At 71.6% G+C, this 12,894-nt stretch carries 14 protein-coding genes; 7 read left to right on the forward strand and 7 right to left on the reverse strand.

The genetic code is table 11. The annotated features are described in order from the left end of the window. The first annotated feature begins 51 nt into the window (after window positions 1-51). On the forward strand, window positions 52-1,404 hold the full coding sequence (locus QF027_RS45015; RefSeq protein ID WP_307081289.1) for a Gfo/Idh/MocA family protein: 1,353 nt from the start codon (window positions 52-54) through the stop codon (window positions 1,402-1,404). A 40-nt stretch (window positions 1,405-1,444) separates the two neighbouring features. Here the strand turns inward: QF027_RS45015 and QF027_RS45020 are convergent, their stop codons facing one another. Next, window positions 1,445-1,858 (reverse strand): Zn-ribbon domain-containing OB-fold protein, encoded by a 414-nt coding sequence (locus QF027_RS45020; RefSeq protein ID WP_307081291.1) that lies wholly within the window; start codon window positions 1,856-1,858, stop codon window positions 1,445-1,447. A gap of 236 nt (window positions 1,859-2,094) precedes the next feature. On the opposite strand from QF027_RS45020, the gene QF027_RS45025 reads away from it, so the two are divergent. Next, window positions 2,095-2,547, forward strand: a complete 453-nt coding sequence (locus QF027_RS45025; protein WP_306973084.1) for a hypothetical protein — start codon at window positions 2,095-2,097, stop codon at window positions 2,545-2,547. A 50-nt stretch (window positions 2,548-2,597) separates the two neighbouring features. On the opposite strand, the gene QF027_RS45030 is transcribed toward QF027_RS45025, so the two are convergent. Further along, a complete protein-coding gene (locus QF027_RS45030; protein ID WP_306986433.1) occupies window positions 2,598-3,266 on the reverse strand; it encodes a TetR family transcriptional regulator in 669 nt (222 codons plus the stop codon). Between the two features lie 156 nt (window positions 3,267-3,422). Here QF027_RS45030 and QF027_RS45035 point away from each other — a divergent pair, with 156 nt between their 5' ends. From QF027_RS45035 to QF027_RS45045, 3 genes are all read left to right on the forward strand, one after another. After that, window positions 3,423-4,253: a hypothetical protein gene (locus QF027_RS45035; protein WP_307081293.1), complete on the forward strand. Its 831-nt coding sequence runs from the start codon at window positions 3,423-3,425 to the stop codon at window positions 4,251-4,253. A gap of 110 nt (window positions 4,254-4,363) precedes the next feature. After that, window positions 4,364-5,032, forward strand: a complete 669-nt coding sequence (locus QF027_RS45040; RefSeq protein ID WP_307081295.1) for a peptidoglycan-binding domain-containing protein — start codon at window positions 4,364-4,366, stop codon at window positions 5,030-5,032. A 9-nt stretch (window positions 5,033-5,041) separates the two neighbouring features. Beyond that, window positions 5,042-5,533, forward strand: coding sequence for a flavin reductase family protein (locus QF027_RS45045; protein ID WP_306973081.1), 492 nt, complete (start codon window positions 5,042-5,044; stop codon window positions 5,531-5,533). Between the two features lie 32 nt (window positions 5,534-5,565). On the opposite strand, the gene QF027_RS45050 is transcribed toward QF027_RS45045, so the two are convergent. The 4 genes from QF027_RS45050 to QF027_RS45065 form a co-directional block, all read right to left on the reverse strand. Continuing rightward, the gene (locus tag QF027_RS45050; protein ID WP_306986432.1) at window positions 5,566-7,920 is read right to left on the reverse strand and encodes a SpoIIE family protein phosphatase; all 2,355 of its coding nucleotides are present in this window, start codon (window positions 7,918-7,920) and stop codon (window positions 5,566-5,568) included. A 206-nt stretch (window positions 7,921-8,126) separates the two neighbouring features. Next, on the reverse strand, window positions 8,127-8,693 hold the full coding sequence (locus QF027_RS45055; RefSeq protein WP_307081297.1) for an antibiotic biosynthesis monooxygenase: 567 nt from the start codon (window positions 8,691-8,693) through the stop codon (window positions 8,127-8,129). A 48-nt stretch (window positions 8,694-8,741) separates the two neighbouring features. Further along, the gene (locus tag QF027_RS45060) at window positions 8,742-9,128 is read right to left on the reverse strand and encodes a hypothetical protein (RefSeq protein WP_307081299.1); all 387 of its coding nucleotides are present in this window, start codon (window positions 9,126-9,128) and stop codon (window positions 8,742-8,744) included. A 352-nt stretch (window positions 9,129-9,480) separates the two neighbouring features. Further along, complete coding sequence (locus QF027_RS45065) at window positions 9,481-10,404, reverse strand: MurR/RpiR family transcriptional regulator (protein ID WP_307081300.1); 924 nt, start codon at window positions 10,402-10,404, stop codon at window positions 9,481-9,483. A gap of 167 nt (window positions 10,405-10,571) precedes the next feature. Between QF027_RS45065 and QF027_RS45070 the strand changes: the two genes are divergently transcribed. Together QF027_RS45070 and QF027_RS45075 are read left to right on the forward strand one after the other, a co-directional pair. Next, window positions 10,572-10,712 carry a hypothetical protein gene (locus tag QF027_RS45070; RefSeq protein WP_306973076.1) on the forward strand — a complete coding sequence of 47 codons (141 nt, stop codon included), beginning with the start codon at window positions 10,572-10,574 and terminating at the stop codon, window positions 10,710-10,712. A 40-nt stretch (window positions 10,713-10,752) separates the two neighbouring features. Further along, window positions 10,753-11,154, forward strand: coding sequence for a DUF3662 domain-containing protein (locus tag QF027_RS45075; RefSeq protein ID WP_306973074.1), 402 nt, complete (start codon window positions 10,753-10,755; stop codon window positions 11,152-11,154). A gap of 29 nt (window positions 11,155-11,183) precedes the next feature. On the opposite strand, the gene QF027_RS45080 is transcribed toward QF027_RS45075, so the two are convergent. Beyond that, a complete protein-coding gene (locus QF027_RS45080; protein WP_307081302.1) occupies window positions 11,184-12,863 on the reverse strand; it encodes an ArnT family glycosyltransferase in 1,680 nt (559 codons plus the stop codon). Window positions 12,864-12,894: the final 31 nt, after the last annotated feature.

Below are 12,894 nucleotides of genomic sequence, written 5' to 3' on the forward strand. Positions count from 1 at the left end.
CCAGTGCAGCGGTGGGGACTAGCGGATCACCGGACTGGGGAAGCGCTTTCCATGAGCCGAACTCCCCACCTCCGCGCAGCCGTCGTCGGCACCGGCCACCGGGCACAGCTGTTCACCCGGGCCCTCGCCGTCCGCCCCGGCCACCGCGTCGCCGCCCTGTGCGATCCCAGCCCGACCCGTATGGCCTTCCACAACCGGCTGCTCGCCGAGGCCGGCGAACCCGCGGCCGCCCAGTGGCAACCCGAACACTTCGCCGACCTTCTCGCCAAGGAGGGCATCGACGAGGTCGTCGTCACCACCGTCGACGCCGAGCACGACCGCTACATCGTCCCGGCCCTGAAGGCGGGCTGCCGGGTGGTCACCGAGAAGCCGATGACCGTCGACGCGGACCGCTGCGCCCGCATCCTGGACACGGTCAGGTCCACCGGCAACTCCCTCACCGTCGCCTTCAACTACCGCTTCAACCCCGTGCACGAGAAGGTCCGCGCCCTGATCGCCGACGGCGCGATCGGCGAGATCCTCTCCGTCCACTTCGAATGGCTCCTCGACACCCGGCACGGCGCGGACTACTTCCGCCGCTGGCACCGCGAGAAGCACCTGAGCGGCGGCCTCATGGTCCACAAGTCGAGCCATCACTTCGACCTGGTCAACTGGTGGCTCGCCGACGAGCCACAGGACGTCTTCGGCTACGGGCGGCTCGGCTTCTACGGCCGTGAGGCGGGCGAACGCCACGGCCTGCGCCGCGACTACACCCGGGCCCACGGGGCGGATCCGGCCGCCGACGACCCCTTCGCCCTCGACCTCGCCGCCGATGACGCCCTGCGGGCCCTGTACCTGGACGCCGAGCAGGACGACGGATACGTCCGCGACCGCAACGTCTTCGACGGGCCCGTCACCATCGAGGACGACATGGCGCTCCTGGTCCGCCACACCCGGGGCGCGACGATGACGTACCACCTCACCGCCTACTCCCCGTGGGAGGGCTACCGGGTCATGTTCAACGGCAGCGGGGGCCGTCTGGAACTCGAGGTGGAGGAGAGCCGCTGGCAGGCACCCCTGACCGGTGTCACCTCGGCGAGCGGTGCGGTGCACGGGGACACCGCGGCCGACCACGCGGGCGGCGCGCGTCTGACCCTGCGGCCCCTGTGGCAGCCCCCGGTCGACATTCCGCTCGTCACCGCCCACGAGGCGCACGGCGGGGGAGACCCACGCATGCTCGACGCGCTCTTCGGGCCCGTGGATCCCGGTACGGGTCCGGTGCGTGAGGACGCCGGTGCCGCGACTCACCCGACGGCCACCGAACGGGACGGCGCCCTGGCGCTGGGGGTGGGGATCGCCGCCAACCGGTGCTTCGAGACGGGGCGGCCCGTGCGGGTGCGGGACCTGATCCCGGGGGTGTGGTGAGGCCCGAAGCCCCGCTGTTCCGCCCAGGGGTGACGTCCCGTCAGCTCCAGGCGCGGTAGGGCTCGTCGAGCAGCTGGAAGACCGGCTCGCCGCGGACCGGGTCCTTGGCCGTCGACATCCGTACCCGGTCACCGCTGTGGATCGCGGCGGGCGGACCCATGACCCGGCCCCGGACGACGAAACCCTCGGTCAGCTCGATCAGCGACACATTGCGCGCGACGGGGGTGTTGCGGTGGACCACCGTGGAGTGGCGGACCGTGCCCACGCCCTCGCTGCGCTCCGTGCGCAGGTCGCCGCCCTGGCAGACCGGACACAGCAGGCGGTGGTACATCGCCGTGCCGCACCAGGTGCAGCGCTGGAAGAGGATCGCGTCCGCGGCCGGGGCGAGGGGCTCGAGTACGCCCGTCGCGGAACCGGCTGTCTGACGAGCAATGTTTCCTGAGTGGTGGTACACGCTGGTCAACTCCCTGCGCTCGGCCGGAATCCCACGTGCTCGGGTAACCGTGCACGGACGTGCGCGGCTCCCTGTGCCACCGTGCACGGCCTCAGCGTATGGCACTGAGTGTCAGCCGTAAAGGTACTCGGTACCCTCATCTTCCGTTGGAGTGAAGAACTCCAAGATCCGCTGCTCGCCACGCCTCGACCCGTCATGGTTCCTCTGAGGCAATCAGGGTGGAAGGGAGCAGGGTTGTGCATGTCAGGCGTATCGGAACGATCCTGAGTGCGGTCGCGCTCACGGTGCTGGCCGTTCCGGCGAACGCTCACGCCGCGGCGGTCGCCTGCGGCGGTGGTGTGTCGACCGGCCGGGTGGCCGTCAACGGCTGCATCAGTGCCCAACGCGGAAAGGAAGGCCGCATCTACACGCGGGAGATCACGGCGTACGTGAAGGCGCGCAACACGGGGTCGAGGGCGGTGAACGTCGCCTACGAGGCGTTCTTCCGTGTCGTCGACGGTGGTCACTGGGTGAAGCTGGGCAGCGGTCGCACCTATGTCCCGGCAGGTGGGACCGTCGAGCCCACGGAGGTGGGAAGCTCGACCCGGGTGTGCGGGCCCGTGAAGGTCGAGATCCGTGTACACGCCCGCGCCGACGGGGGCGTCTGGAGCGGGTGGTCCACCGCCGGCACGGCGCAGTGCCAGACCTGAGCGGCCGCTGAGCGGGCGGCACGGTTCCCGTGCCGCCTGCCCGGTCCGGCTCAGTCCCGCTCGAGCGTGGACTCGATCTCCTGGACCACGCGCCACAGAGGGGCGCCGCGACGGGAGACGATCACCACCACGTCCTCGGGCGGCTCGTCGGCGGGCGGCGCGCCGGGCGCCCCGAACGCGGCCTGCACGTAGCCGAGCGCGTGTTCCACCGCCTGCTCGGCGTCGCCGTGCCCGTCCGAGCGCAGCCAGGAGCGCAGGGCGTTGTTGTGCGCCGCGGCCACGGCGGCGGCGATCACGTCGGCCCGGAGCGTCCCGTCGTGCAGACCCTTCAGGCGCCCGCGCAGATACTCCGCGAAGGCGCGCTCGTAGCGCCACACCACGGACAGCTCGTAAGCGCGCAGGCCGGGCACCTGCTTGGTGAGGCGGTACCGCTGTACGGAGAAGGTCGGGTTCTCGGTGTACATGCGCAGGACCAGCCGCACCGCCTCGCAGACCCGCTCGAGCGGGTCGCACCCGGGGTCGCTCGCGGCCAGGAAGGCCGTCATGTCGGCCAGGCAGCGCTCGTGGTCGGGGAAGACCACGTCCTCCTTGGACGGGAAGTACCGGAAGAAGGAGCGGCGGCCGACTCCGGCGAGCGTGACGATGTCGTCGACGGTGGTCTGCTCGTAACCCCGTTCCAGGAACAACTGGAAGGCGGCAGCGACCAGCGCGTCCCGCATGGCGGGCTTGGTGGAGCTCATGGTCGCGAACGTAGCACCTGAACCGGTCATATGGCACTGAGTGCAGTCGTGCGAGGGAACTGAGTGCTGTTGGTTGCGTTGTCCGGCAGGAGTGCCGCCGCATACGATCGACTCCCGCCTGCCGAGGAGCCCCGCATGCCCCGCCCCACCCTCCTGTACGTCACCGATCTGGCCTATCAGGCCCGCGGGCGCCGCTACTGCGACGAGGACATCTTCCTCACCTCGCGTCTGAGGGAGGACTTCGACCTCGCCCTGTGCCATCCCCGGGACGCCGCCGCGCTGGCGGACGGCTTCGACGCCGTCGTCGTCCGCAACAGCGGGCCGGTCCTGGCGTACCAGGAGGCGTACGACGCCTTCCGTGAGCGCGTGCTGCGAAACGGCACGCGCGTGTACAACCCGCTGTCCGGCAAGGCCGACATGGCGGGCAAGCAGTACTTGCTCGACCTCACGGCCGCGGGGTACCCGGTCATCCCGACCGTCGACCGCACCGAGGACCTGGACCGGCTGGCCGGGACGGACCGGTACGTCGTCAAACCCAGGCTCGGCGCCGACTCCATAGGCCTGCGGATCGTGTCCGCCGACGAGGTGCGCGACCACATCGACGGGCACGTCCTCGTCCAGCCGTGCGTCGACTTCGCCTACGAGGTGTCCTTCTACTTCGTCGACCACGACTTCCAGTACGCCCTGTACGCCCCGCACGCCGACCGGCGCTGGGCGCTGGAGCCGTACCGGCCCACCCCCGAGGACCTGGAGTTCGCCCGGCGCTTCATCCACTGGAACGCCCTGGGCCACGGCATCCAGCGCGTGGACGCCTGCCGGGCCCCGGACGGCTCACTCCTGCTGGTCGAGCTGGAGGACCTCAATCCGTACTTGTCCTTGGACGCCCTCGACGACGAGGGCAGGGATGCCTTCGTCGGGGCGATGAAGGCATCCCTGCACGGGTTCCTTGCCTCCGCGTCCAAGTAGCGGACGCCCGGGCGAACAGAGCGTGAGCGCTGAACTCCCGGCCCCGTGGCGCCGTATCACTCCCTGGGGGACGGCCCAGACCCGTGTGCACGGGACGGAAGGAGACCAGGATGCCGACACCGTCCGACCGAGGGGCGCCGCCTGACGGGCGGCCCATCGAACCCATCCGGGTGCTGCGCCCGCGCCGCACCGACGCGCTCGCGGAACTGCTCAAGGACCTGCCGCCCCGAGCGGCCGTCGGATACGAGTCCATAGCGCTGCCCGGCCCGCCGTCGGGAGCCGAGGACGCGACCCAGGAACTGCCGCCCGTCAGGGATCACGACCGCACCCGCCGCTCCCGTGACATCCCCCGTGGGCGGGTGCCCGGACTGCGCCTCACGGCGATCGCGGCGGCCGTGACCGCGGCCGCGGTGATCGGCTTCGGCAGCGCCCTCCTGCTGGCCGGTCGCGGGGAGAGCACCGCCGAGGCGGCCCCGCAGCCCACCGCGACCGCCTCCGCGACCCCCACACCCACCCCGACGGCCTCCGGCGCCGCCGACCCCGACGGGCCCGGCACCCTCCGCGAGGGAGACAACGGCCCCGAAGTCACCGACCTGCAGGAACGCCTCCTGCGTATCCCGAACGTCTACGACAACGGCTCCACCGACGGCACCTACGACACGACCCTGACCGCCGCAGTGGCCCGCTTCCAGCTCTGGTACGGCATCCGCGGGGACGAGGACGGGGTGTACGGCGACGACACACGGCGCGACCTGGAGTCTCGCACGGGCGGCGGCTGATCGAAGAGGATGGCGGTCATGGACGCCTTCATCGACCGGCTCGACCCCGACATGTGCGTCGTGACCGCCGCGACGGACGTCGACCGCGCGGGCTGTCTGGTCGGATTCGCCTCCCAGTGCTCGATCGAGCCCGTGCGGTACGTGGTGTGGCTGTCGAAGGCCAACCGCACCTATCGGGTGGCCCGCACCGCGAGCCGCCTCGCCGTCCATCTCCTCACCCGCGAACAGCGTGGCCTCGCCCAGCTGTTCGGCGGGGAGACCGGGGACCGGACGGACAAGTTCGCCCGGGTCCGCTGGCGGGAGGAGGCCGGCGGGGCCGTCGTACTGGAAGACGCGGCGGCCTGGTTCGTCGGCACGGTCGTGCTGCGCGCCGACGGTGGTGACCATGTCGGGTTCGTCCTGGAGCCACAGGTATGGGGCGAGCGCGAGGACACCGAGGGAGCGAAGCCGCTGCGGCTCTCCGACACGACCTCCATCTCGCCCGGCCACCCGGCGGACTGAGCCGGGACCGAAACACCGCGCCTCCCGCGGGGTTACTCCGGCCCGGACGGCACCCGGATGTCCACGACGCAGACGTCGTCGCGCCGCTCGCCCTCCAGCACCGAGGTCAGCAGCGGGACCAGGGAGCCGGGCTCGTCCGTGTGGTGTGCCGCGACCGCCGCGGCGAGCCGGTCCAGGCCGCGGTCGATACCCTCCGAGGGGCGCTCGACCAGGCCGTCCGTGTAAAGGAGAACCCGGTCACCCGGCTCCAGGACGCAGCGCGCCTCCTCGAAGTTCGGATCGGAGCACGCCCCCAGCAGCATGCCGAGCGGGCGTTGGAGACGGCGCACCTCTCCGTCGCGCACCAGCAGGGGTGGCGGATGGCCGGCCTGGGCCCACACCAGGCAGTGCTCGGCGGGCTCGTAGCGGGCCAGGACCATGGTCGCGGTGCCGTGGGAGTCGCGCGAGTGCAGCAGCAGGGTGTTGAGACGGGTGAGTGCTCCGGTCAGCGACGAGCCCGTGATGACCATGCCCTTGGCGGTGAAGCGCAGTTGGGCCATGGTGGCCACGGCGTCGATGCCGTGCCCGGCGACATCACCGACGACGAACAGGGCGTCGCCGTCGGGCAGTTCGATGGCGCTGAACCAGTCGCCGCCGACGTGGATGCCCGACTGGGCGGGCAGATAGGCCACTTCGACCCGCAGCCCGGCGAGGCGAACCGGCCGGGTCGGCAGCGGCAGCAGCGCGTGCTGGAGGCGGGCGGCCAGGGTCCGCTCGGCGCGCAGCACGCCGTCCTGCGTCACGATGGCCTGCTCACTCTCGACCAGGGCCAGCTCGGCGCTGCGCTGCGCGGTGAGGTCCTGGACGAAGCCGTGCACCTCGGCGGGCTTGTTGTCGGCGTCCGCCACCACCTCGGCGACCATCCGCAGATGGCGGACCTCGTCCCCGGTCCGGACCCGGAACGGGACGTCGAACTGCCGCCCGGTGCGCACGAGGTCGCGCACGGCCCGGGCCAGCACGGGGGCGTCCTCGGGCAGCGCGAGCTCCGGCAGGTCCGCGAGCCGGACCGGTCCGAGCGCCGGATCCCGGTTCAGGACGAGGAAGGCCTGGGAGGACCAGCTGCCCTCGTCGGTGACCAGGTTCCAGTTGGCCCAGCCCAGGTTCCCCAGTCGCTGCACGTCCGCCAGCCGCTGTTCCTGCCGGTCGGAGGAGTCGTGCCGGACCCAGGTGACGATCAGGGCGCCGCCGAGGCGGGCCGAGTGCACCGCGTACGTGGACAGTGCGGCGGCGCCGTCCACGACCTCCTGGTAGGCGAACGGCTTGCCTTCGAACGGTTCGCCCGTGGTCAGCGTGCGCAGGCAGCCGTGCCACACCGCCTCCTCGGCCATGCTCGGGAAGCACTCCAGGATCCGTCGGCCGAGCAGTTGCCTGCCCGTGCGGCCCACGACGTCGACCGCCTCCGCCGTGGCGGCGTCGATGCGGTAGTCCTCCACCTCTCCGGAGGGGCCGCGCAGCGGCGTGAGCAGCATCGCCGAGCCCGGGAGCGAGTCGAACACCGGCTGGGCGGCGGCGGCCGAGGCGGCGGCACTGTGCTCCGAGCGGGCGCCGAAGGCTCGCAGCCATCCGGCACAGAGCCGGGCGACCGCTCGCAACAGCTGCCGGGCCTGCGGTGAGAACGGCCCGCCTCGCGCGCGCAGGATCCCGATGCAGACCTCGGCGCCGTCGCCGGTGGGCACCGGCAGCCAGGCGCGGGACAGCCAGCGCTCGGGCGGGTCCCCTATGAGCAGGTGCTGCTCCTGGTCCCTCGCGAAGTCCTCCAGCCAGCGGGGCTCCCGTGCCCGGAGCGCGTCGAGCGCGGCGATGCCGCTCAGCGGGGGAACCCGGGCCCACTGGGCGGCCAGGGTGGTTTCGATGCCGGCATGGCCGATCATTTCCAGCCCTCCGGTCGGCAGCGACCGGAAGAGGAGGAGAGCGTCGGCGTCGACGTCCGCAGCGAGTTCCTCCAGGAGGCAGCCGGCCAGATCCTGAGGGGTGGCGACATGGACGAGGGCCTTGCCGAGGCGGCCGAGCGCGGAGAAGCCGTCGTCCAGGTCGCAGGTGTCCCGCCCGGTGGTGACGGCGGTGCCCGACCGAACGGCCCGCGGACCGGCCGGCCCGGGAACCGCGGCCAGGGGTATGCCGGGAAACCCGTGGCCGGGGCGGGGATCCTGAGCGGGGCCCGGCAGCGGGGGCATCAGGGCGCCGAGGGTGATCCAGCACTCCGCCAGCAGGGTGCGGTTGCCGGCCTTGGCGCGCTGGAGCAGCTCTTCGCCGGCCGCGTCCGGAGTGCACCCGGTCAGCGCCATGAGAGCGCCCTTGGTCCGCTCCAGCACCGCCGAGGTGGCGACCTGGTCCCGCAGCCGGTCCATTTCCGCACGTTGTCTGGCCACGACCTTGGCCAACGCGGCAATGTCGGGCGCGGTACCGGCGTGTGAAGGGTCGGTGGACTCGCTCGTCACGCGTTGAGCATCGCACATGCGCCACCTGCCGTTCGCGCTCTCGTCAACAGACATCCCACCCACCGGTGAGCCCGCCGGTTGACGGAACAGGCCGCGCGCCCCGGTTCGCGGCGGGGTCAGTGGTCGGGCGGCGGGTACAGCCACCTTCGCAGCAGCCGGCTCAGAAGTGGCATCACCAGGTACGTGAGTACCGGCAGCAGCACCACCGGGAACATCGCGGCCCGCAGCGGCAGCGGCCAGGCGGCCGTGCGGGGCGTCACCAGCCACTGGATCAGCAGCGTGCAGGGAAAGGCGCCGAGGAACGTGGTCAGCACCATCTTCCAGCGGACCGGGGGCCGCACCGTGGTGCCGGGCAGGCTGAACCAGGTCTCGAGCCCGGTGGTCGACTGCCGTTCGCTGCCGAGTTCGATGGCGATGTCGTCGATCCGCGCGTGCCAGGCCGCCCGCTCGTCCGACTCCAGCCAGGCGGTGAGCCGGTGTGCGTCGGACCAGCGCAGCACCGCGTGGAAGCGGTGACCGTCCTCGGGGCGCAGCCAGGACACGCCCTCATTGCCCGGGAAGCCTCTGGCGCAGCGGGTGATCCCGCGCGTCCAGCGCTCGAACTCCTGCTCCCGACCGGGGCGCACCTCCCAGGTGAGGACCGTGGTGACCGGATCCCCGCGCCGTACTTCGGTGGTGCTCATGGTCACCACGGGTCCCACGTACGGCGTGGGTCATGCCCTCGGGGAGGGTCAGCGCCCGTGGTGGTGGTCGACCAGGGCCTGGGTGACCGCACGGATGCTGCGGGCGATGTGCTGGAGCTGGAGGACCTCGGCGGCGTACAGCTTGATCGTGTGCTCGATGACCGACTCCGGCAGCCCGAGCGACGGCAGGTCCGCCCGGGCGGTCTGCAGTGCGGTGCGGGCGACCCGGATCTCGTGCTGCACCTGGATCTGCGCGTGCCGGGCGAGGAGTACGGCGTGCCGCATCAGGGCCGGGTAGCTCGCGTACCGCGCCGGCACCAGTTCGCGCAGCCACTTGGCCGCGGAGCGCTCCCAGTCGTAGCTGCCGGGCGTCTTGACCTGGCACGGCCAGTCCGGGCCGGTACGGGTGGTGGTCCGCGTGGTCGTCAGGGGCATGGTGATCGCTTCCGGGTGTACGGCGTCGTGCGGGTGGTCCGAGGGGTTGTGCGGCCCCGGTCTAGGGGATGACCGGGGCCGCCAAGGGCTCGCGTGCAGGCGAGGCCCATCGAACATCCCGGGCGCCGACGCGGGTAGGTGACGACGGCTCGGGATGTCCGTACAGGAGCCCTCTCGGGCGGTGGGGGGTGGGACGGGGACAGGGGTGCGGACGGGTCCCGGAGTGGTCCCGGGGGTGATCCGTGAGAAGTATTTATATATGCCGTCCGCTTGGCAAGGAGTATGAAAACATTCATGCTCGATTTATTACGGATGGTCCCCTTGTGCATCCGTATGACCGGGGGCGGAGGGGTCAGTCCCTGAGGAAGAACTGGTGCTGGTCGGAGATCTGTTCGTACTCCTCGAGCCGTGCCTGGGTGCGCTCGGGGTCGGCGTCGGTCATGGCCTGGAGCAGGGCGGCGGCGATCACACCGGGTGCCGCGTAGGAGTCGAAGACCAGCCGGGAGCCCGTGCCGGTGCTGAAGAGGACGTCTGCCTCGTCGGCCACGTGCCCGAGCGCCAGGTCCGTGACGAGGGCGACCTTCAGGCCGGCGCTGCGGGCGACCCGCAGCGCGGTGAGGGTCTCCTGGGCGTGCCGCGGCATCGAGAACGCGAGCACCCAGGTGCCGCCCGCCTCACGGGACTGCAGGAGAGCGTCGTAGGCGACGCTGCCGCCGCGGGTGACCACCCGCACGTCGGGGTGAATACGCCGGGCCGCGTAGGCGAAGTACTCGGCCAGGGACGCCGAGATGCGCAGGCCCAGGATGGTCAGCGGGGTCGACTCGGACAGCTTGCGGCCGAGCTCGATCATCCGGTCCGGGTCGGCGAAGTCGCGGCGCAGGTTCTCCAGGTTCTCGATCTCCGCGTCGACCGCGGCCTGGAGTTCGTTGCCGCGCGACTCGTCGTCCGCGATCGGGCCGCCGGCGAGGGTGCTGAGCGCGATCGACTGGAGTTTCTCCCGGAGGGCGGGGTAGCCGCTGAAGCCCACGGCCGCGGCGAACCGCGTCACCGAGGGCTGGCTCACGCCGACGCGCTCGGCGAGATCGGTGATGGAGAGGAACGCCGCTTCGGTGATGTGCTCGATCAGGTACTGCGCGATGCGCCGCTGCCCCGGGGAGAGCCGGGGCCTGTCGAAGAGAGTCCTGAGCTGGGAGGCCGGGGCGGCCTCCGCTTCCGGTGCGGTCCTGCCCGAGGTGATCGCGGATGCCTGTGCGCGTGCCTGCTGCGGCGATGACACCGAGGCGCCTCCTTTGTCTGCCACGGGGAGTCAACATAGCTCACACCCCTCGGTGACCAGCGCTTGTACGAAAGCATCCGGCTGCACCGGGAGGGACGGATACCTGGCCGCCGGACGGGAACCCGCCCCTGCGCACCCCCTTCGACGACATCCGAGGAGCATCCCGTATGACCGTCCCCGAGAAGGACCGGCCCGAGCTGCGGACCGGCGACGAGGACACACCCCTGGCCCCCGGCGGAAGCGGCCGCACGCTGCGCGAGGCGTTCGAGGAGGCGCGGGTGGAGCCCGACGACTTCGCCCAGGAATGACGCCGCACGCGAAACCGGATCTTTGGGCAGGAGAGACGCAATGAGTGCGCTGAGCACGCTGGAACAGGCCATGGAGCACGGATGGGAGGCACTGTGGGCGAGGGTCCTCGACCGGGAGCCCGTCGAACTCGTCGAGGCGCTGCGGCGCGAGTGCGACAGCCACGTGGTCGTGTGCAGTGAGAGCCGGGTGGTGGTCCCGAACGCGTACGACGTGGAGCTCGCGGACTTCGCCTACGACGAACTGGTGCGCCGGGGCAGCAGCGTGGGCCAGGCGCTCACGGACAGCCTGGCCCGGCACGGCGAGCGGCAGGGCTACGAATGGGCGGGCCCGCTCACCGTGCACATCTCCAGGTCCGACCACGTGCCCAACGGCCGTTACCGCGTGACGAGCGCGGCGATGCCGCATGTGAGCGCTGAGGGATTCCAGCAGGCGATCCGCTGAGCGGGCGGGTCTCACGCCCAGTGCGGCGATCATCGGCGATAGATCGTGATCGAGTGACCGACCTCGTCGACCGGACGGCTGCTGTCGATCAGCTCGGCCAGTCGGCCCTTCGCTTTGGCAACCGAGGAGTCCGACACGACCAGCAGTCCGTGCACGTCGTCCACCGGGACCTCGCGCGGATCGGACGCCTCGATGCCGTAGGCGGACGGTAGCCCGCTGCCCTTGTAGACGAGCCAGATCCGTTCGTCCGGATAGCGCTCGCGCAGCCGCTCGGCGAGCCCGCCGAGGTCCTGTCCCCAGTCGACGTTGGAGTCGTGCAGCCGCAGATGGGTGCGGGCCGGTCCGCCGAACGCCTCGTTGGAGTACGGCAGGTAGAAGGGAAAAGTCAGCAGCGAGCTGACCGCGACGAACAGCACCAGCGCCCCGGTCACGACCCTCGACAGGCGTCGGCGCACCGCCACCACACACCCGGCGGCCACCGCCAGGAACATGGGCAGGAAGAGCGCGTACCGGGTGCCGAAGTCGCGTGACCCTGTCATGGCCGAGGCGAGCAGCACCCCGGCGGGCACGAGCAGATACGGCGCGGCGGGCCGCAGCCGCCGTACCGCGACCAGCACCACGGCACCGGCGGCCCACAGGGCGAGCAGGCCCAGCGGGGTCTTCACCAGGAGCGCCGCCGGCAGGTAGTACCAGAGGTGCCCGGTGTACATCCGCCCGAACAGGAAGCCCTCCCACGGGTGGTTCTCGAAACGGAACTGGAGGCGCATCCCGTCCGCGTAGGCCTGGGGGAACGGCAGCAGATCGACGAGGGTCCCCCGCAGGCCGTGCACCACGGGCACCTGGTCCTGGGACGTCCACCGCAGCCGCGGATCGACCACCAGGTACGAGGCCCATACGACGGCGACGGCGGCCAGAGCCACAACGGTGGCCCCCGCGAGGACGCGCAGCAGCCGCCGGCGTGTCTCGTCACCGCGACGCGCGCTCCACACCGAGAGCGCGGCCAGTGCCACCAGGACCGGCACGGCCGGCAGCGCGCTCATCTTCGTCGCCAGTGCCGCGCCGAGCGCCAGACCGGCGAGCGGCACGTACCGCCGTGGCCGCAGGCGGGCCCGCCACAGCAGCCACACCGAGGTGAGCAGGAACCCGGCCGTCGGCACGTCGAGTGTGGCCAGGGAACCGTGGGCGACGACGTCGGGGGAGAAGGCGTACAGGGCGAGCGCCGTGAGGCCCGCCGCCCTGCCGGCGAGTTCCCGGGCGAAGGCGAACACGACCAGCCCGAACAGCAGCGTCAGCACGATCACCGGGAGCCTGGCCCAGAACATCAGCCGCCAGGGGTCGTTGCCCGACTCGTACAGCAGGTGGGGGCCCAGGTCGATCTGGGGCCCGTCGAACGCCGTGTCCACGTGCGGGTCGGTGATCGCCACCCCGACGGCGACGACCAGCTTGCCGAGCGGCGGGTGCTCGGGGTTGTAGCGGATGCCCTGACCGTGGAGGTACTCGGCGGCCGTGGCCACGTAGACGGGTTCGTCGATCGTCGGGGTCTGCTGTACGGCGGTTGTCGCCATGACGGCGGCCATCTGGGCGAGCAGCACGACGACGAGGAGCGGTACCAGCCACCGCCGGGCCGGTCGCGGCTGCCGCACCTTGCCGTCGCGGGCCCTGGACGCGGGGACCGGGTCCAGGGCCGTCTGCTGCTCGCTCGCCATCATCCGCCCCGCGGTGAGACCGGCCTGGCGGTGG

The sequence above is a fragment of the Streptomyces canus genome (assembly GCF_030816965.1).
GTDB lineage: Bacteria > Actinomycetota > Actinomycetes > Streptomycetales > Streptomycetaceae > Streptomyces > Streptomyces canus_E.

Excerpts from the sequence above, each read along its gene's own strand:
- QF027_RS45070 (WP_306973076.1), top strand. The coding sequence starts at position 10,572 with ATGACCGTCCCCGAGAAGGACCGGCCCGAGCTGCGGACCGGCGACGAG.
- QF027_RS45040 (WP_307081295.1), top strand. The coding sequence starts at position 4,364 with ATGCCGACACCGTCCGACCGAGGGGCGCCGCCTGACGGGCGGCCCATC.
- QF027_RS45015 (WP_307081289.1), top strand. The coding sequence starts at position 52 with ATGAGCCGAACTCCCCACCTCCGCGCAGCCGTCGTCGGCACCGGCCAC.
- QF027_RS45045 (WP_306973081.1), top strand. The coding sequence starts at position 5,042 with ATGGCGGTCATGGACGCCTTCATCGACCGGCTCGACCCCGACATGTGC.
- QF027_RS45035 (WP_307081293.1), top strand. The coding sequence starts at position 3,423 with ATGCCCCGCCCCACCCTCCTGTACGTCACCGATCTGGCCTATCAGGCC.
- QF027_RS45050 (WP_306986432.1), bottom strand. The coding sequence starts at position 7,920 with ATGGACCGGCTGCGGGACCAGGTCGCCACCTCGGCGGTGCTGGAGCGG.
- QF027_RS45080 (WP_307081302.1), bottom strand. The coding sequence starts at position 12,863 with ATGATGGCGAGCGAGCAGCAGACGGCCCTGGACCCGGTCCCCGCGTCC.
- QF027_RS45030 (WP_306986433.1), bottom strand. The coding sequence starts at position 3,266 with ATGCGGGACGCGCTGGTCGCTGCCGCCTTCCAGTTGTTCCTGGAACGG.
- QF027_RS45060 (WP_307081299.1), bottom strand. The coding sequence starts at position 9,128 with ATGCCCCTGACGACCACGCGGACCACCACCCGTACCGGCCCGGACTGG.
- QF027_RS45055 (WP_307081297.1), bottom strand. The coding sequence starts at position 8,693 with ATGAGCACCACCGAAGTACGGCGCGGGGATCCGGTCACCACGGTCCTC.
- QF027_RS45075 (WP_306973074.1), top strand. The coding sequence starts at position 10,753 with ATGAGTGCGCTGAGCACGCTGGAACAGGCCATGGAGCACGGATGGGAG.